Raw genomic sequence first — 17,351 nt, forward strand, 5'->3', positions numbered from 1 at the left:
ATGCTCTAACTATTTTATTGAAGTGCTACGTCGTCCTTGGCGCGTCTGAAAAGACGCGCGGCGCTGTAGGGATTTGCATATGCCTGATATTTCCTATATCCGGCGAAATCAGCGCATAACGGGATGACCGGCTGAATTTGCCGGCGGAGATCATGAGCACGTCAAGACATCGCAGGTGGCGCAGGAAGATCGGACCCGTTTCGCGCTGGCTTCCGGCCTTCGCCCGCCTGTCGACGGTATTCCTGCTGATCGCGCTGGCGCTTTTCGTGGCGCTCAGGGTTGCCGCCCCCTATCTCATCTCGACCGGCTTTGTGCGCTCCGGCATCGAGGACACGCTGTCGAAATGGACGGGCTACCATGCCGAGATCAAGGGTAGTCCGGTTCTCGAATTCTGGCCGACGCCACGCATCACGCTGAACCAGATCACCATCCGCCAACCGCGCGAAAGCGGCGACAAGCTGCTCGGCAGCATTGAAAGCCTGTCGGCCGATTTCAGCCTCATCGACGCGTTGAGAGGCCGGACGAGTTTCCACGAGTTCCACCTGGTGCGCCCCAAGCTGGCGCTGACGCGCGACGAAAAAGGGCTGATCGACTGGAGTTATGCCGGCCTGCTCGCACGCGCGATCAGCGGCGTACGTTACGAAAACGGAGCTGAGGTGCTCGATCCCGATCTCGATGCCGAGATCGGCGCGGTGACCGTCGAGGACGGCACGCTTGTGGTCACCGACATCAAGTCCGCCACGACCTATCATTTCGACAGCGTCACCGCCGATATCGCTTGGCCGAGACTATCCGGCGCGATCTCGGCAGTGGTCATCGCCCGCATCAACGGCGAGGACCTGAAGGTCGATTTCGCCTCGCGCCAGCCGCTGCTCGCCTTTGCCGGCAGGAATGCCGAGACACGGACGTCGCTCACATCAAACCTTTTGACCGCGCACTTCCAGGGCATTGCCAGCATCGCCAGCCTTTCGGCCTTTTCCGGCAATATCACCGCCAGCATTCCCGATGTGCCCGCACTTCTGACATGGTCGGGCAAATCGATCCCCGGCATCGCAACGCTGAAGAGCGCCTCGCTGGAATCCGATATCATGTCGTCGGGCAACGGGCTGCGTTTCAACAATCTCAGCCTCTCGCTGAACGAAGCGAGCGCCACCGGGGTGATGGACCTTTTCACCCAACCCGGCAAACGACCGAAAATCGGCGGCACGCTCGCCTTCGACCAGATGAACCTCAAGCCTTTCCTCGATGCCTTCGCGCTCAGGCTCGCAGCCGGCGAGGCGGAGGAAATCTCCGCCGGCATCAGCGGACCGCTGCGGGTGCTGGATGTCGACGTCAGGCTTTCGGCACGGCGCGCGCAGATGGGTCTCTTCGAGCTTTCCGATGTCGGCGCCAGCATGATCGTTGCCGGCGGCGAGGCGAAATTCGATATTGGCGACAGCCAGTTCGAAGGCGGTGAAATGACCGCGCATCTGGAAGCGACGCAGCGCGACTTCGACGGCGGCGGCAAGCTGCAGCTGTCGATCCGCAATGCCGATTTCGCAGCCCTTGCCGAGCGCCTGCAGCTGAAGGGTCCGCTGCCGCTTGCGACCGGATCGCTCGATCTCGACCTGCAGTCGCCGAAGGCGATCTGGACGACCGGCCTTGCCGACGTCACCGGCAGGCTGCACTTCTGGACCAGGGAAGGCACGATTCCCGGCATCGATGCTGCAGCAGTCCGGACGCAGGCGGCCGAAAAACCGTTCTTTCCGCTGAGCGCGGCAGCAGGCGGCGCCTTCGCCTTCAACCAGCTCAACCTTCAGGCCGATTTCGCCAACGGCTCTGCCGAAATGCACGACGCCCGCATTGCCGGCGTCACACAGACGCTGACGCTTTCCGGCGTCATCACCTATCAGTCGAACGGGCTGGCGCTATCCGGATCGCTGGCGGCGACCGATCCGGCCAAGGCAGCGGAACTGCCGCTTCTGCCGTTCTTCATCGGCGGCTCATGGCCGAACCCGGTGATCTCGCCGGTTCCGCTTTTCGGCAATACGCCTCAGGCGCAATAGAGCATGTCGCGCAAAAGTGTGCGCGGTTTTGCGATAACGACATGCGCAAAAATAAGACCTAAAGCGCGTCGCACGGCATCAGGCGCCGGCGGCTGCCGCACGCTCGTCCCGCTGGCGCTGGATTTCACGGCGCTTGGTGACGATCGAGGCGCAGATGACACCAACGGTCACGATCGCGATCAGGATCGTGCACACCGCATTGATTTCCGGCGTCACACCGAGGCGCACCTGACTGTAGATCCTCATCGGCAGCGTGGTGGCGCCCGGCCCCGACGTGAAACTGGCGATCACCAGATCGTCGAGCGACAGGGTGAAGGCAAGGATCCAGCCGGAGAGCACAGCCGGCGCGATGATCGGCAGGGTGATCTCGAAGAAAGTCCGCACCGGCGGCGCGCCGAGATCCTGCGCCGCTTCCTCGATCGATTGATCGAAGCTCAACAGGCGCGACTGCACGACGACGGCGACGAAGCACATGGTCAGCGTCGTATGCGCGAGCGTGATCGTCCAGAAGCCGCGGTCGAAACCGATCGCGACGAAGAGCAGCAGCAGCGACAGGCCGGTGATGACGTCAGGCATGACGAGCGGCGCGTAGATCATGCCCGAAAACAGCATGCGGCCACGAAAGCGCGTGTAGCGCACCAGCGTCAGCGCCGCCATCGTGCCGAGGATGGTTGCGGCCGTTGCCGACAGCAGGCCGACACGGATCGTCACCCAGGCGGCGTCGAGCAGGCCCTGGTTCGAGAGCAGCGAGACATACCACTTGGTGGAGAAGCCGCCCCAGACGGTGACGAGCTTCGATTCGTTGAAGGAGAAGATCACCAGCAGCACGATCGGCAGGTAGAGAAAGGCAAAGCCGAGCGTGACGGAGATGATGTTGAAACGGGTCCATCTCAGCATGACTTATTTCCCCCGCTCTTCGGCTTTGGCCTGGGCGTTCTGGAAGAAGACGATCGGGATCACCAGGATCATCAGCAGGATCGTTGCGACCGCCGAGGAAACCGGCCAATCGCGGTTGGCGTTGAATTCGTTCCAGAGCGTCTTGCCGATCATCAGCGTCTGCGAACCGCCGAGCAGGTCGGGAATGACGAATTCACCGACGGCGGGGATGAAGACCAGCATGCAGCCCGCGACCACGCCGGGGATCGACAGCGGAAAGGTGACGCGCCAGAAGGCCTGGATCGGCGTGCAGCCGAGATCCTGCGCCGCCTCGATGAGCGTACCGTCCATCTTTTCCAGAGCCGAATAGAGCGGCAGCACCATGAAGGGCAGATAGGAATAGACGATGCCGATATAGACGGCGGTATTGGTGTTGAGGATGATCAGCGGGCTGTCGATGATGTGCAGCGACAGGAGAAGCTGGTTGAAAAGCCCTTCCGGCTTCAGGATCGCGATCCAGGAATAAACGCGTATCAGGAAGCTTGTCCAGAACGGCAGGATGACCAGCATCACCAGCGTCGGGCGGATGGTGCGCGGCGCCTGTGCCATGCCATAGGCAATCGGATAGGCGATCAGCAGTGTGAGGAAGGTGGAGATCCCGGCAATCACCACGCTCGAGACATAGGCATTGAAATAGAGCGAGTCCTCGGTGAGGTAGCTGTAATTGTCGAAGGAGAGCTCTCCGATCTTGCTCCAGAGCCCGGCCCAACCGTCGGCAAGCGAGAAGACCGGCTCGTAAGGCGGCATGGCGATCGCCGTCGTCGACAGCGAAATGCGGAAAACGATAAAGAAGGGCGCCAGGAAGAAGAGCAGCAGCCAAGTATAGGGGATGGCAATGACGAGGCGATTGTAGAGGCCGGAGGTGAGCTTGCCCATGACGTCAATCCTTCAGCAGAATGCCGGCGTTCTCATCGAAAGAGACCCAGACTTCCTGATCGTAGGTGAAGGGGTCGTCGACGGAGCGCTGCGCATTGAGGGACGAGGCCTTGACGATAGTGCCGCTCTGCAATTTCACATGGAAGACGGTCATGTCGCCGAGATAGGCGATATCCCAGAGTTCGCCTCTCGCGGCGTTGACCGAAGCGTTGGCGGGAGGCGTACGCTCGACCCGCATCTTTTCCGGCCGGATGGCGAAGCCGACGGCGCTGCCGGCCGAGGGCGTTTCGGCAGCGGCGACGCGCACGCTGAAGCCGCTGTCGATGGCGATCTCGATGGTGCCGTTGCCCGATGAGGCGACCTTGCCGTCGAAGATGTTCACGTCGCCGATGAAATCCGCGACGAAGCGGGAATTCGGCGCCTCGTAGATCTCCGCCGGCGTCGCTACCTGCACGACCTTGCCGTGGCTCATGACGGCGATCCGGTCGGCCATGGTCATCGCCTCTTCCTGGTCATGGGTGACGACGACGAAGGTGAGGCCGAGGTTCTGCTGCAGGTCCATCAGCTCGAACTGGGTTTCCTCGCGCAGCTTCTTGTCGAGCGCGCCGAGCGGTTCGTCGAGCAGCAGCACTTTCGGGCGCTTGGCAAGCGAGCGGGCGAGCGCCACGCGCTGGCGCTGGCCGCCGGAAAGCTGGTTCGGCTTGCGGGAGGCGAACTGCTCCAGCTTGACCAGCTTCAGCATCTGCGAGACACGCTCGGCCATCTCGTCCTTCGACATGCCGTCCTGCCTCAGGCCGAAGGCGATATTCTTCTCGACCGTCATGTGCGGGAAAAGCGCATAGGACTGGAACATCATGTTGACCGGCCGTCTGTAGGGCGGGGTGCCGGCCATGTCGGTGCCGTCGAGAACGATTTCGCCCGAGGTCGGCTGCTCGAAACCGGCGAGCATGCGCAGCAGCGTCGACTTGCCGCAACCCGACGCTCCGAGCAGCGCGAAGAACTCGCGGTGATAGATGTTCAGCGACAGATCGTCGACGGCGGTAAAATCGCCAAAGCGCTTGGTGACATTCTTGAAAGCAATGAAGGGTTTTGCAGACGGATCGGTCCAAGGCGCAAAAGCGCGGCGGATATTGCCGAGAGACTTCATATTATTCCCCGAAATACAAGGTTCTGCCGGCCTCCACCCCGGCCGGTAATTGAAAGGCCCGGACGTTTCCGTCCGGGCCTAAGGCTGAATTACTGGCCGGTGACGACCTTCGTCCAGAGGCGCGTCCCCAGACGCTGCGTTTTCGGATCCCACGGCTTGACCGTGAAGAGGTTCTTCATCACCTCCTCGGTCGGATAGATCGCCGGGTCTTCCAGAATCTCCTTGCTGACGAACTGCTGCGAAGCCTTGTTGCCGTTGGCGTAGAAGGTGTGGTCGCTCGCCTTGGCGATGACCTCAGGCTTCATCATGTAGTTCAGGAACTCGTGGGCTTCCGCGACATGGGGCGCATCGGCGGGGATAGCCATCATGTCGAACCACATCTGGGCGCCCTGCGAGGGGATCGAATAATTGACCTCGACGCCGTTCTTGGCTTCGGCCGCACGGTCGCGCGCCTGCAGCATGTCGCCGGAATAGCCGAAGGCGATGCAGATGTCGCCGTTGGCAAGCGCATTGATGTATTCGGACGAGTGGAACTTGCGGATATTGGGGCGGACGGCCGTCAGCAGATCTTCGGCCTTCTTGAAATCCTCAGCGTTTGTGGAGTTCGGGTCGAGGCCGAGATAACGGAACGCCGTGGAGATGACGTCCTTCGGCGTGTCGAGAACGTAGATGCCGCAATCCTTGAACTTTTCGGCGACCTTCGGATCGAAGATCACTTCGAGGCCGGGCTTGACATCGGGACCGAGGATTTCAGCGACCTTCTTGACGTTGTAGCCGATGCCGTCCGTACCCCACATATAATCGACCGCGTGTTCGTTGCCCGCGTCATATTCGGCTGTGCGCTTCTGGATCACATCCCACATGTTGGAAAGGTTCGGCAGTTTCGACTTGTCGAGCTTCTGGAAGACGCCGGCCTGGATCTGACGCTGAAGGAAGTCGGCTGTGGGAACGACGACGTCATAACCCGTGCCGCCGGCAAGCAGCTTGGTTTCCACGGTCTCGTTGGAATCGAAGGTGTCGTAGACGACCTTGATGCCGGTTTCCTTGGTGAAGTCGGTCAGGATGGAGTCGTCGATATAATCCGACCAGTTGTAGACGTTGACCACGCGCTCCTGCGCATAGGCCGGCGCGGCAGCAAGGAGTGCGGTAACGGCGGCGGCCGTCACGCATAGAATGGTTGACCTCATGACTTCTCCTGTTTGTTCAAAGATTCCGCACCCGGGGCATCTTTTCCCTCTGGTTTTGCCCGCAGACTAAGAAGGAATTTCACAGCCCACAAGCGTAAAATCCTGCGCCCTCAATGATTTCACAATCACTGGAAATCGAAGGCGCTGAGGCCTGCCACCATCTCGTCGAGCCCGAGCGGTCTCGTCACCGGCGGCTCGGCGCGGGAAAGGCAGCCGCGCCGCTCGCAGAGGCGACAGGCCGGACCGACCGCGACCGGCTCGAGCGCCATCGCCTGCCCATAGACCACGCCCTCGCCAAGGGCAGCGTCGCAGCCGATCAGGATCGCAGTGCGCCTGACCCGTTCGCCGAATTCGACGCTCGGTCCCTCCAGGGTGCGGGCGACCGTCAGAAAGGATGCGCCGTCAGGCATGACGACCGTTTCGGCGAGGATCTGGCCCGGCTGCAGGAAGGCGGCATGGATATTGAGCTTCGGACAGCCGCCGCCGAAACGGGCCTGCGGAAAGCCCTGGGCGCCGGCCCTGCGCAGGCGGTGGCCGGCGGCATCGATCTCGATCAGGAAGAAGGGAATGGCGGCCGCCCCGGGGCGCTGCAGCATGGCAAGCCTCGCAGCCGCCTGGCCGAAGGAGACGCCGAAACGCGCACGCAGAATATCAATATCGTAGCGCGTCGCCTTCGCCGCCGAAAGAAAGGCCTCGTAGGGCATTGCCAGCGCTAGTGCGGCGATGCGGGCAAGCTCAAAGCGGGCGATGCGGCGTGCCTCGGCGGAGGAGAGCGAGAGATCGTCGAGCTCGGCATCGATTGCCGGCAGCAAAGCGAGAGTCGCGGCCTCGACGGCGATCTCGTGCGCCCGGTCGGCTTGTGATAGGCGCTCCGAGACGAAAAGCCGCATCGAATGGCGATCGAAACGGCGGCGCAGATCCGGCATGACGTGGACGGGCAGGACACGTACCGCGATGCCGCGCTCGGAACGCAACCAGTCCCTCAGCCCGGCGGCAAGATCGAGGCCGCCGGGGAGCGTTGCGGCAAGGGCTTCTGCCGCCGTCTCGATCCGTCCGAAATAACCGGACCTGCGCTCCAGCATCTCGCGCACCTCGTCCAGCGGCAACCGGCCGGCGGCGACCGGCGCATGCCCTTCGGCGGCCATCAGCGCCGTCAGATCGGAAAGTCTTGCCGCCTGCTCGCGATAGGCGCGGTAGAGCTTGATCATGCCGCTTGCGGCATTGGGTGCTGCCTCGGCCACCTCCACCAATTCCTGATCACCCGGCAGCTCGCCCGACAGCAGCGGATCGGCAAAGACCTCCTTGAGCTGGCCGAGACTGCCGCCGCTCTGTCCCCGCAACTCTTCCAGATCGACCCTGTAGACGCTTGCAAGCTTGAGAAGGAGCTGCACCGTCAACGGCCGCTGGTTGCGCTCGATCAGGTTCAGGTAGGACGGCGATATTTCAAGCGCTTCGGCCATGGCGGTCTGCGTCAGCGCCAGCGCATTGCGGATGCGCCTGACTTTTGGGCCTGCGAATATCTTTCGTTCCGCCATGTCACACCCTTTGACAGGAAGGAGCGCTCATATTTACAAAATTTTACAAATTCACAGCGCCGCTCTGTCAATCATCCTCATCTTAACCTCTTTCCCGCCAGCAAATCAAAGGTTTTTCTGGTCAAAGCGCGTCATATTGTCAATCTTGTCACGCAGCACCTTTATCGGGCTTTTAGTGAGGAGAGCAGCATGACCGATTTTTACAAACTTGTCCCCAACACATCGGCTGGTCGTTTCGACGGCATCGAGAGACCCTACTCGGCCGATGACGTGCAGCGGCTGCGGGGCTCGGTGGCGCTTCGCCACACGCTGGCAGAAATGGGGGCGGACCGGTTGTGGCGGCTTCTGCATCAGGAGGATTTCGTCAATGCGCTCGGCGCACTGTCCGGCAACCAGGCAATGCAGATGGTGCGCGCCGGACTGAAGGCGATCTATCTCTCCGGCTGGCAGGTGGCGGCCGACGCCAATACGGCGTCCGCCATGTATCCCGACCAGTCACTCTATCCCGCCAATGCCGGTCCGGAACTGGCCAAACGCATCAACCGCACGCTGCAGCGCGCCGATCAGATCGAGACCTCGGAAGGCCAGGGACTTTCCGTCGACACCTGGTTCGCGCCGATCGTTGCCGATGCGGAAGCCGGTTTTGGCGGGCCGCTCAACGCCTTCGAGATCATGAAGGCCTATATCGAGGCCGGTGCGGCCGGCGTTCATTTCGAAGACCAGCTCGCCTCGGAGAAGAAATGCGGCCATCTCGGCGGCAAGGTGCTGATCCCGACGGCGGCCCATATCCGCAATCTTGACGCCGCCCGGCTTGCCGCCGACGTCATGGGCGTTGCGACGCTGGTCATCGCCCGCACAGACGCGGAAGCAGCAAAGCTCCTGACATCCGACATCGACGAGCGCGACCAGCCCTTCGTCGACTACGATGCCGGCCGCACGGTCGAAGGTTTCTATCAGGTGCGAAACGGCATCGAGCCGTGCATCGCGCGCGCCGTCGCCTATGCGCCGCACTGCGATCTCATCTGGTGCGAGACCTCGAAGCCGGACCTCGATCAGGCGCGGCGCTTTGCCGAAGGCGTGCACAAGGTCCATCCCGGTAAGCTGCTCGCCTATAATTGTTCGCCTTCGTTCAACTGGAAGAAGAACCTCGACGAAGCGACAATCGCGAAGTTCCAGCGCGAGCTCGGCGCGATGGGCTACAAGTTCCAGTTCATCACGCTCGCCGGCTTCCACCAGCTGAATTACGGCATGTACGAACTGGCGCGCGGCTACAAGCAGCGGCAGATGTCGGCCTATTCCGAGCTGCAGCAGGCGGAATTCGCCGCCGAGGTCAATGGCTATACCGCCACAAAACATCAACGCGAGGTCGGCACCGGCTATTTCGACGCCGTGTCGCTCGCCATCACCGGCGGCCGGTCTTCGACCACGGCGATGCACGATTCAACTGAACATGCGCAGTTCAAGCCGGCTGCGGAATAACTCGAAGAGGAGGAGAAGATCATGGCATCCATTACACGCGTCCGGGAACGGGCCGAGGAGCAGGCAAGCAGCATGAGCGAGGATCAGCAGACGACGATCCGCATGCTCGCCAACGACCTGCATCGGCTGAACCAATCGGTCATGAAAGCCGTCGAGGCCGGCGTCTCGGTCGAACTGGTGCGCTCGGCCCGTCATCATGGCGGCGACGGCAACTGGGGCGACCTGCTGATCCCGATCGTCGTCACCAACCGGCATTGACCAAAGCCGACTGCGGCGCGCGAAAGCAATTCCAGGAAAAGTGCGAAGCGGTTTTCCGTCCGGAATTGCCTGAAAACAAAAGGTTAGAGCGGTTCTGCGTTTCTGTGAAAAGCTGAACTGCTCTAGCCGCGGCTCGGTCGTTTTCCGGCGAAGAGATCGGCATAACTTTTGATCAGCTTGGTCATGCGGTCGGCGACCGTCCGGATCTCCGGGCGGTGGCGGTCCTCGGCATTCATGACGATCCATTGCCGGTGGCGCAATTCCGGCAACTCGCCGCCCTGCCGCTGCAGTTCGGGATGGAGATCACCGACGAAACAGGGAAGTACGGTCTTGCCGGCGCCGGCGCGCACCAGATCCGGCAGCGAGCGCGGCCGATTGACCGTGGCAACGATCCCCGTCCCGGCATGGGTATGCGGCCAGCGCAGATAGGCCGATATCGCCTCTTCCTCAGCGACGGCAATCCAGCGTTCGTCGGTCTCGGCGGCGTTGCGCCTGATATAGACGGCATAGGCCACCTCCCCGAGCAAACGTGCGGCAAGATTGGCTTCCTCAGGCTCGAAGGCGCGAATACCGATATCGCTTTCACGATATGCAAGGCTCGCCCGCGCCTCGCCGATGGTGAGCGAAATAGCGAAGGCATCGCCCGGCATGCGGATTGCGGCGAAATTCTCGGTCAGCAGCCAGGCGAGCCAGGTGCCGGCGGCGACCCTGACGGTCGTGCCGCCCTCGCCGGATTGCCGCCACGCCGCCACCTTGCGGGCGGCGGCCTCCATTTCCTGCAGGTGATCGAGCAGGGCCTGGCCATCCTGGGTCAGACGGTATCCGGTCTGGCTGCGCGAAAACAAGGCGCGGCCAATCTCCTGCTCGAGATCGAGCATGCGCCGGCCGACGGTCGCAGGACTGAGCCCGCTTGCGGTGCTTGCCCCCGTCAGCCCGCCGAGCCGGGCCACCTGCAGGAAAAGCTGATAGGAATCCCAACTCGCGTTTTTCATTGATGAAAAACATAGCGGGATTTTTCTCGTTTATAAAGAGAAATTCGACGCCTAGATCAGGTGATGTCTTACACAGGAAAGGACATTGTCATGATCGACATGCTCACCATCGCAGGCACCATCGGCTACCGGCACTATCCCCAGCGAAGCGGTTCAAAGGCGGACGAGGACAGATTCTATGCCGAGTTCGGAAACAATAGCCTCATTGGCTTTACCGCCTGGCTGACGTCGCTCGACCTCAACCTCAGAAAGCGCCGCAAGACCGCGGCGCAATCCCGCAGTGGCTGCGGCTGCGCGGTTCAGGCGACTCTTCTTGCTCCGAGATGAGCCGGTGCCGATTCTGCGACGATGCGGAACCGCTCGATCAGCGCCATCAGCGTATCGGCCTCGCCGGCAAGCAGACGGCTTGCCTGCGTCGTCTCGGCAACCATCGCCGCGTTCTTCTGGGTCATCTGGTCCATGGCGTTGACCGAACCGTTGACCTCCTGCAGCGCGGCCGACTGGTCGCGGCTGGCGGTGGCGATGGTTTCGACATGGCCGCTGATCGCGATGATCTCCTGGCTGATCGAGGCAAGGACGCTGCCGGTCTTTTGGACCAGTTCGGACCCTGCCGTCACTTCGCGGCTCGATGTCTCGATCAGCGACTTGATCTCGCGCGCAGCGTCGGCCGAGCGCTGGGCGAGTTCGCGGACTTCCTGGGCGACGACGGCAAAACCCTTGCCCGCCTCGCCGGCGCGCGCCGCCTCGATGCCGGCATTCAGCGCCAGAAGATTGGTCTGGAAGGCTATGTCGTCAATCACCTCGATGATCTGCTCGATACGCTGCGAGGCCTGCTCGATGCGATCCATGGCGGCGACGGCATCGCCGACGACGGCGCCGGAATTGTCGGCCGTCTTCTTGGTCGCAGCCACGACATTGTTGGCTTCACGGGCACGCTCGGCGGAAGAACGAACCGTCACGGTAATCTCTTCCACCGCCGCTGCGGTCTCCTCGAGGTTGGCCGCCTGCGCCTCGGTGCGTTTCGAAAGCTCGCCGGCAGAGGCAGAGACGGCGCCGCTGTTGCGCTGGATCGTCGAGGCGCTATCACGGATACCGGACAGCGTATCCTGGAGCCGCAGGAGGGAAGCGTTGAAGTCGACGCGCAGCTGCTCCAGCCGGCCGACGAAGGGCGTGCCGATCGTCTGCGAGACATCGCCCTGCGACAGGCGCCCGAGGCCAGCGGCCAGCTGGTTGACGGCAAAGTCGATCTGGCCGTCGAGCGAGCGCTTGTCGGCATCGTTCCTGGCCCGTTCGGCATCGCTCAAGGCGCGCTGTTCGGCGGCCTGGGTTTCCAGGTCGCGCCTTGCGCGGGCACTGTCGCTGAAAAGCGCCAAGGCCCGGCCGATATCGCCGAACTCGTTCTTCTTGTCGACACAAGGGATCGCCCCTTCGAGATCGCCCGCGGAAATCGAGTGAACGCTCGCGGTCAGCGCCTGCAAAGGCTTCACCGACAGGCGGATCGCATAGAAGGCGACAACACCGACGATCAGCATGACGATGGCGCCGACGCCGAGGACCAGCATCTGCAGCTCATACAGGCGCTGGTAATAGACCTCCATCGGAATGCCGATGAAGAGAATGCCGACATTGGCGCTCGACGCGTTCTTGATGGGGAAGTAACCGGTGATGAACTGGCGGCCGAAAAGCACCGCCGGGCCGTAATAGGCCTCGCCCTTGGCGAGAACCGGCTGTGCGGGGTGTTCGGCGACGAGCTTGGTACCGACGGCGCGGTCGCCGTTTTCCTTCTTGACGTTTGTGGATATGCGGACGTAGTCGCTGCCCTGCTTTTGGAAGATGGTCGCAACACCGGCGATCGACTGCGCCGTGCGGTCGACCAGCGAATGATCCGCAAGGGCCGGAATGGCGTCTTCGGTAACAGCGGAGAGCTGGTTGTCCTTCAGCTCGATCTTTGCCGCCTGATCGGCCGCGCCGTAGAGGACGGCCATGACGCGGGTGGCTTCCTTCGCATCGGCGACAGCCCCGTCCATGACATGGTGGCTCAGATTGTAATAGGTCACGCCGACAATGGCGGCCGTGCTGATCGCCAGCAGAAACAGCGTGATCGCAACAATCTGGCGTACGATCGACGTAGAGAAAAGGCGCAGCATCGAGACCCCCGGGAGATAGACCAAGGTTAAATTAGACTAAAAGCGTTAAGGAAAATTCTCCGCAAATCATGACTGCTGGAGATATTCATCGCCTCATTCCCGGGCGTTTTTCGATTATCCCGGCGTGATAGACCGCCCGGCATTCGACCTCTCAAATCTTCTCAGTCGCGGCGCAATTTTTTAGAAATAAGAATGGCCCCGGAAAGTCCGGGGCCGTTCGAATGAAGACGGGTCGGTCGATGATCATGCGGCGCGGTAGACCGGCGCGCCGGTGGCTTCGCCGTCGATCTTGAACTGCTGGATGAGCCTGCGTAGCGAATCGGCCTCGTCGGCCAGTTCGCGGCTGGCGGCAGTCGTCTCCTCCACCATGGCGGCGTTCTGCTGGGTCATCTGGTCCATCTGGTTGACCGTCGCGTTGACGCTCTGCAACGCGTTGGACTGGTCGTGGCTGGCGCGGGCGATCATCTCGACATGCTGGCTGATCGTGACGATCTGGGCGCTGATCTTGGCGAGCACCGTGCCGGTCTCCTGGACGAACTGCGAGCCGGAATTGACCTCGTTGGTCGACTTGTTGATCAGCCCCTTGATCTCCTGCGCCGCGGCGGCGGAGCGCTGGGCCAGTTCGCGGACCTCCATCGCGACCACCGCGAAGCCCTTGCCGGCTTCACCGGCGCGCGCTGCCTCGATACCGGCGTTGAGCGCCAGGAGGTTGGTCTGGAAGGCGATCTCGTCGATGACGCCGATGATCTGCTCGATCTGGCGCGAGGCACCTTCGATGCGGCTCATCGCGTCGATCGCATTGCTGACGACGACGGCGGAATCGTCGGCGCTGCGCTTGGCCTGACGGACGATCTGGTCCGCATCCTTGGCGCGTTCAGCCGACGAGCGGACCGTGACGGTAATCTGGTCGACGGCAGCCGCGGTCTCTTCGAGCGAGGCTGCCTGCTGTTCGGTGCGCTTGGAGAGGTCCTCGGCCGACTGGGCCATCTGGTTGCCGTTGCCCTGGATCAGCTCGACATTGTCGCGGATCTGGCTCATCGTCGCCTGCAGGCGCATCATCGAACCGTTGAAATCCTGACGCAGCTGTTCGAGACGGCCGATGAAGGGCGTTTCGATCGTCGTCGAGATATCGCCCTGCGACATGCGTTCGAGGCCGGCGGCGAGCGCGTTGACCGCGAATTCGATCTGACGATCCATCTCGCGCTTTTCGGCGTCGTTGCGCTGACGCTCGTGTTCGGCGGCGGCGCGTTCCTCGTCGCTCTGTTCCTCGATGCGGATCTTCGAGATGGCATTCTCCTTGAAGATGCCGAGCGCGCGGGCCATGTCGCCGATTTCATCGTGGCGCTGCTCGCCGGAGATGCTGGTATCCAGCGCTCCTTCGGCGATGCGGCGCATGGCGGCGGTGATATGACTGATCGGGCGCTGCAGCGTCAGCACCAGGGCAATGCCGCCGAGGATCGACAGAAGGATGCCGAGACCGGTGGTCATGACGGAGATGCTGTTTGCCTGGGTGCGCTCGGTACCGGCCGTCTGCTTCTGCAGCTCGGCGAAATCGGTCAGCTTTTTCCAGATCTGGTCGAGTTCCTGGCGGGCCGCCGCATAGGCCGCGACGCGCTCGCCGATCGTGTCGACGATCTTCGAGCCGCCGCCGGAGATGACATCCAGCGCCGGCTGGATCGCGCCGGATATGCCTTCGGCAAAACCCATGCCCTTGGCGCTGGTGACCAGCACCTGCATGTCCTTACCGAGCGTGCCGGCCTGCTGCTGCAGGCGCACGAGATTTTCCTTGCTGGAATCGGCGAGAAAGTCGGAAAGAACGATCTGAAGCGAATAGACGGAATTTTCGAGACGCCTCGTATCCTGCAGGACCGAGTTGGCCTGGGCAATCCGGCCGTCGAGCGCGGCGAATTCCTGGGTCGCGTCACGCATCTTCTGCGTTGCAGTCAGCTGCGTATAGGTCGAGGTCTGGCGGAAGCGCGAAATGAGACGGCCGAGTTCGGTGGCGGTCTCGTCGGTCGGATTGGGCGTCTGGGCGATCGCCTTGATGCCGTCGATGGTCGCAGCCAGCGCGTCGATGACATTCTTCTGATTGCTCGGAACCGAGATGGCGATCAGACGCTGCGATTTGATGATCTCCGGCATCTGTTCGTTGATGAAGGCGATCTTGTCCTGCGGTGTCTGCGGCTTGCTGAAGCCGCTGGCGACAGTGCCGAGGAAATCGCCGCCCTTCAGCAGGCGGTCGGCGGTGCGAAGGGTGCTGGTGGCGGCGCTCTCGTCGCTCTGGACGGTGCTCTGCAACTGCTCGGCCTGGTAGGACACAGTGAAACGGGTGCTGATCACGCTCTTCTGCGCTGCGTCGATCTGCTCATGCAATGCCTTCTCCTGCTCGTGCAGCGCCCAGAGCTTGTCGACGACGCCCGAAATTTCCTTGGTGCGGCGCGATGCTTCCGCAAGGCTGTCGCGACCGGCGGCCTCGTCACCGACCTGGCTCAGCGTCTGGTCGAGCACGCCTTGCTGGGTCTTCAGATCCGCAATCAGCTTGTCGCGCGCCTCAGGGCTGGTGACGCGCAGGAAATCGTCCATCGAGCCATAGAGATCCTTGAAGCCGCTCAGCGACTGCAGCACGCTGTTGGATATTTCCATGCGGCCCTGCAGAAGTCCGGAAGCATAGAGGCCCGTCAGGCCCACCGCCGAAATGGTGACGACGAAAGGCAGAACGAAGATCAGAACCTTGGTCTTGATCCTGAAGCGGGAAAGAATCTTGTCAATCAACATGGCGTTCCGGGCCTTTCATACACCACTCCTCCCGCAGGCGGCCACATGGCGCCAGCCGGGTGCACATCGAGCTGTTCTTATTTTACATTGGGGAACCCGGAGGCCAGGCGGCAGTCATTGCCAATTCACGTCCAAACAACTTGGAGATGCCCAAATATTCGCGAGCAATTGTGTCAGATTAGATATTAATTTTCGGATAAGCGGTTATGGCGGGTTAAGCCAAGGCAGTGAAATAGTTGCAAATTATGGGCCGCGACGCCGCGGTGCGACAATCACCATGCCGCAACATTGGTTTCAGGCCTGCAGACAGGATCAGATGAAGTGCGAGAGCAGCAGCGCGAGGCTGGCGGCGGTGGCGCCGGCTGCAAGCATCAGATAGCGCAGGGCGACCATTCGTGCGTTCGGCTTTGCCTCGGCAATTGCGATGGCGCGGGCGCGTCGTGCGTTTCTGTTCATGGCGAAACCTCACTTCTCTCTGACACAACAACAATCCAACAAATCGGCTTGCCGGTAAAGCTTAATTTAGGAACGACCTTACAAACCGCCAATTGAGACAGGATGGCGCACCTCTATTAAAAAGTCTTGAATCGGTATCTCCGGATACTTCCAAGGCATGTCAAAAAATGTGCAGCGGTTTTGGGCCAACGACATGCATCAAAACAAAGAGCTTTAGACGCATTCGCCGGCGGCAAAACCGGAAGCCCAGGCCCACTGAAAATTATAGCCGCCGAGCCAGCCGGTGACGTCGACGCATTCGCCGATGAAATAGAGGCCGGGCACGGCTTTTGCTTCCATGCTGCGGGAATCGAGCGCTGCCGTGTCGATGCCGCCGAGCGTCACTTCGGCGGTGCGGTAGCCTTCCGAGCCGGACGGTTTGACCGCCCAGTTCTGGACCCCGGCGGCAAGACGCAGCAGCGCCTTGTCGGGCAGGTCGGCCATGTTGCCGGAGATTTTTTCGCGCTCGACGAGAAATTGTGCCAGCCGTTTCGGCAGGATATCGCCGAGTGCCGTCTGCGGCGACTGACGGCCATTCAGCTGCTTTGCCGTTTTCAGATGCGCGGCAATGTCGATATCCGGCTCGATCGCAACCACGATCTCGTCGCCTTCGCGCCAGTAGGAGGAGATCTGCAGGATGGCGGGGCCGCTCAGCCCGCGATGGGTGAAGAGCAGCGCTTCACGGAAGGCGGTCCTGCCGTGGCGGATTTCGGCCGGGGCGGCAATGCCGGCGAGCGGCGCGATGCTTTCCAGCAGGCCGGGATCGAGCGTCAACGGCACGAGGCCGGGTCGGGTTTCGAGCACGGCCAAGCCGAACTGCTCGGCGAGACGATAGGCAAAGCCGGTGGCGCCCATCTTCGGGATCGACTTGCCGCCGGTGGCGACGATCAGCGACGATGCTTCACAGTGACCTTCGCTCGTCGATACCCGGAAGCCGGCTTCGGTCTTTTCGACGCCGGATATTTCAGTGCCAAGATGCAGCACTGCACCGGCCATGCGCATCTCCGCCAGCAGCATGCGGATGATGTCTTTGGCGCTATCGTCGCAGAAAAGCTGGCCCAGCGTCTTCTCGTGCCAGGCGATGCCGTGGCCGTCGACCATGGCGATGAAATCGGCGGGCGTGAAACGGGCAAGCGCCGACTTGCAGAAATGCGGGTTGGCGGAGAGGAAATTCTTCGGTCCGGCATGGATATTGGTGAAATTGCAGCGGCCGCCGCCTGATATGCGGATCTTCTCGCCAGGCGCCCTGGCATGGTCGAGGATGACGACTGAGCGGCCGCGTTTTCCGGCACGGATGGCCGCCATCATGCCCGCCGCTCCGGCGCCGATGACGATAACGTCGCTTTTGCGCTGCAAACCCGTTTCCCCGATCAAACCCGCGTCTTCTTTTTCCATCAAAGGGCGAAAGTCAACGTTTGCCACCCCTCGCCAATTGGCAAAGTCTGGTTATGATGGCGCCACGATCAACGCAAACCGGTG

General features: G+C 61.8%; 14 protein-coding genes. 4 read left to right on the forward strand and 10 right to left on the reverse strand.

What is annotated here, in order from left to right; all coding sequences use genetic code 11:
- Nucleotides 1-152 precede the first annotated feature (152 nt).
- Nucleotides 153-2,045 carry an AsmA family protein gene (locus tag G9X68_RS05420; RefSeq protein WP_171601564.1) on the forward strand — a complete coding sequence of 631 codons (1,893 nt, stop codon included), beginning with the start codon at nucleotides 153-155 and terminating at the stop codon, nucleotides 2,043-2,045.
- Between the two features lie 78 nt (nucleotides 2,046-2,123).
- On the opposite strand, the gene G9X68_RS05425 is transcribed toward G9X68_RS05420, so the two are convergent.
- From G9X68_RS05425 to G9X68_RS05445, 5 genes are all read right to left on the reverse strand, one after another.
- The gene (locus tag G9X68_RS05425; protein WP_138334326.1) at nucleotides 2,124-2,942 is read right to left on the reverse strand and encodes an ABC transporter permease; all 819 of its coding nucleotides are present in this window, start codon (nucleotides 2,940-2,942) and stop codon (nucleotides 2,124-2,126) included.
- A 3-nt stretch (nucleotides 2,943-2,945) separates the two neighbouring features.
- Nucleotides 2,946-3,857 (reverse strand): ABC transporter permease subunit, encoded by a 912-nt coding sequence (locus G9X68_RS05430; RefSeq protein WP_171601565.1) that lies wholly within the window; start codon nucleotides 3,855-3,857, stop codon nucleotides 2,946-2,948.
- A 4-nt stretch (nucleotides 3,858-3,861) separates the two neighbouring features.
- Nucleotides 3,862-5,004, reverse strand: a complete 1,143-nt coding sequence (locus tag G9X68_RS05435) for an ABC transporter ATP-binding protein (protein ID WP_171601566.1) — start codon at nucleotides 5,002-5,004, stop codon at nucleotides 3,862-3,864.
- An 89-nt stretch (nucleotides 5,005-5,093) separates the two neighbouring features.
- Nucleotides 5,094-6,191, reverse strand: a complete 1,098-nt coding sequence (locus G9X68_RS05440) for a polyamine ABC transporter substrate-binding protein (protein WP_171601567.1) — start codon at nucleotides 6,189-6,191, stop codon at nucleotides 5,094-5,096.
- Between the two features lie 125 nt (nucleotides 6,192-6,316).
- Entirely contained in the window at nucleotides 6,317-7,726 is a 1,410-nt protein-coding gene (locus G9X68_RS05445) for a helix-turn-helix domain-containing protein (protein ID WP_171601568.1), read from the reverse strand.
- Nucleotides 7,727-7,915: 189 nt separating this feature from the next.
- Here G9X68_RS05445 and aceA point away from each other — a divergent pair, with 189 nt between their 5' ends.
- Entirely contained in the window at nucleotides 7,916-9,205 is a 1,290-nt protein-coding gene (gene aceA / locus G9X68_RS05450) for an isocitrate lyase (protein WP_171601569.1), read from the forward strand.
- Between the two features lie 21 nt (nucleotides 9,206-9,226).
- On the forward strand, nucleotides 9,227-9,463 hold the full coding sequence (locus G9X68_RS05455; RefSeq protein ID WP_018244855.1) for an SMc00767 family acetate metabolism repressor: 237 nt from the start codon (nucleotides 9,227-9,229) through the stop codon (nucleotides 9,461-9,463).
- A 122-nt stretch (nucleotides 9,464-9,585) separates the two neighbouring features.
- Here G9X68_RS05455 and G9X68_RS05460 read toward each other — a convergent pair whose 3' ends face one another.
- Complete coding sequence (locus G9X68_RS05460; RefSeq protein ID WP_171601570.1) at nucleotides 9,586-10,455, reverse strand: LysR family transcriptional regulator; 870 nt, start codon at nucleotides 10,453-10,455, stop codon at nucleotides 9,586-9,588.
- Nucleotides 10,456-10,545: 90 nt separating this feature from the next.
- Between G9X68_RS05460 and G9X68_RS05465 the strand changes: the two genes are divergently transcribed.
- Entirely contained in the window at nucleotides 10,546-10,782 is a 237-nt protein-coding gene (locus G9X68_RS05465) for a hypothetical protein (RefSeq protein WP_171601571.1), read from the forward strand.
- Here G9X68_RS05465 and G9X68_RS05470 read toward each other — a convergent pair.
- The 4 genes from G9X68_RS05470 to G9X68_RS05485 all read right to left on the reverse strand — a co-directional run bounded on the left by G9X68_RS05470 (nucleotide 10,755) and on the right by G9X68_RS05485 (nucleotide 17,267).
- Nucleotides 10,755-12,602: a methyl-accepting chemotaxis protein gene (locus tag G9X68_RS05470; protein WP_171601572.1), complete on the reverse strand. Its 1,848-nt coding sequence runs from the start codon at nucleotides 12,600-12,602 to the stop codon at nucleotides 10,755-10,757. The two genes, G9X68_RS05465 and G9X68_RS05470, sit on opposite strands and share 28 nt — an antisense overlap.
- Nucleotides 12,603-12,845: 243 nt before the next feature.
- A complete protein-coding gene (locus tag G9X68_RS05475; protein WP_171601573.1) occupies nucleotides 12,846-15,377 on the reverse strand; it encodes a methyl-accepting chemotaxis protein in 2,532 nt (843 codons plus the stop codon).
- A 312-nt stretch (nucleotides 15,378-15,689) separates the two neighbouring features.
- Nucleotides 15,690-15,833, reverse strand: coding sequence for a hypothetical protein (locus G9X68_RS05480; RefSeq protein WP_012756101.1), 144 nt, complete (start codon nucleotides 15,831-15,833; stop codon nucleotides 15,690-15,692).
- A gap of 213 nt (nucleotides 15,834-16,046) precedes the next feature.
- Complete coding sequence (locus G9X68_RS05485; protein WP_171601574.1) at nucleotides 16,047-17,267, reverse strand: BaiN/RdsA family NAD(P)/FAD-dependent oxidoreductase; 1,221 nt, start codon at nucleotides 17,265-17,267, stop codon at nucleotides 16,047-16,049.
- Between the last annotated feature and the right edge of the window lie 84 nt (nucleotides 17,268-17,351).

Source organism: Rhizobium changzhiense (assembly GCF_013087625.1).
In the GTDB taxonomy this organism is placed as follows: Bacteria; Pseudomonadota; Alphaproteobacteria; order Rhizobiales; family Rhizobiaceae; genus Rhizobium; species Rhizobium sophorae.

Coding starts and splice junctions, on each gene's coding strand:
- G9X68_RS05420 (WP_171601564.1), top strand. CDS start 153: ATGAGCACGTCAAGACATCGCAGGTGGCGCAGGAAGATCGGACCCGTT.
- G9X68_RS05425 (WP_138334326.1), bottom strand. CDS start 2,942: ATGCTGAGATGGACCCGTTTCAACATCATCTCCGTCACGCTCGGCTTT.
- G9X68_RS05430 (WP_171601565.1), bottom strand. CDS start 3,857: ATGGGCAAGCTCACCTCCGGCCTCTACAATCGCCTCGTCATTGCCATC.
- G9X68_RS05435 (WP_171601566.1), bottom strand. CDS start 5,004: ATGAAGTCTCTCGGCAATATCCGCCGCGCTTTTGCGCCTTGGACCGAT.
- G9X68_RS05440 (WP_171601567.1), bottom strand. CDS start 6,191: ATGAGGTCAACCATTCTATGCGTGACGGCCGCCGCCGTTACCGCACTC.
- G9X68_RS05445 (WP_171601568.1), bottom strand. CDS start 7,726: ATGGCGGAACGAAAGATATTCGCAGGCCCAAAAGTCAGGCGCATCCGC.
- aceA (WP_171601569.1), top strand. CDS start 7,916: ATGACCGATTTTTACAAACTTGTCCCCAACACATCGGCTGGTCGTTTC.
- G9X68_RS05455 (WP_018244855.1), top strand. CDS start 9,227: ATGGCATCCATTACACGCGTCCGGGAACGGGCCGAGGAGCAGGCAAGC.
- G9X68_RS05460 (WP_171601570.1), bottom strand. CDS start 10,455: ATGAAAAACGCGAGTTGGGATTCCTATCAGCTTTTCCTGCAGGTGGCC.
- G9X68_RS05465 (WP_171601571.1), top strand. CDS start 10,546: ATGATCGACATGCTCACCATCGCAGGCACCATCGGCTACCGGCACTAT.
- G9X68_RS05470 (WP_171601572.1), bottom strand. CDS start 12,602: ATGCTGCGCCTTTTCTCTACGTCGATCGTACGCCAGATTGTTGCGATC.
- G9X68_RS05475 (WP_171601573.1), bottom strand. CDS start 15,377: ATGTTGATTGACAAGATTCTTTCCCGCTTCAGGATCAAGACCAAGGTT.
- G9X68_RS05480 (WP_012756101.1), bottom strand. CDS start 15,833: ATGAACAGAAACGCACGACGCGCCCGCGCCATCGCAATTGCCGAGGCA.
- G9X68_RS05485 (WP_171601574.1), bottom strand. CDS start 17,267: ATGGAAAAAGAAGACGCGGGTTTGATCGGGGAAACGGGTTTGCAGCGC.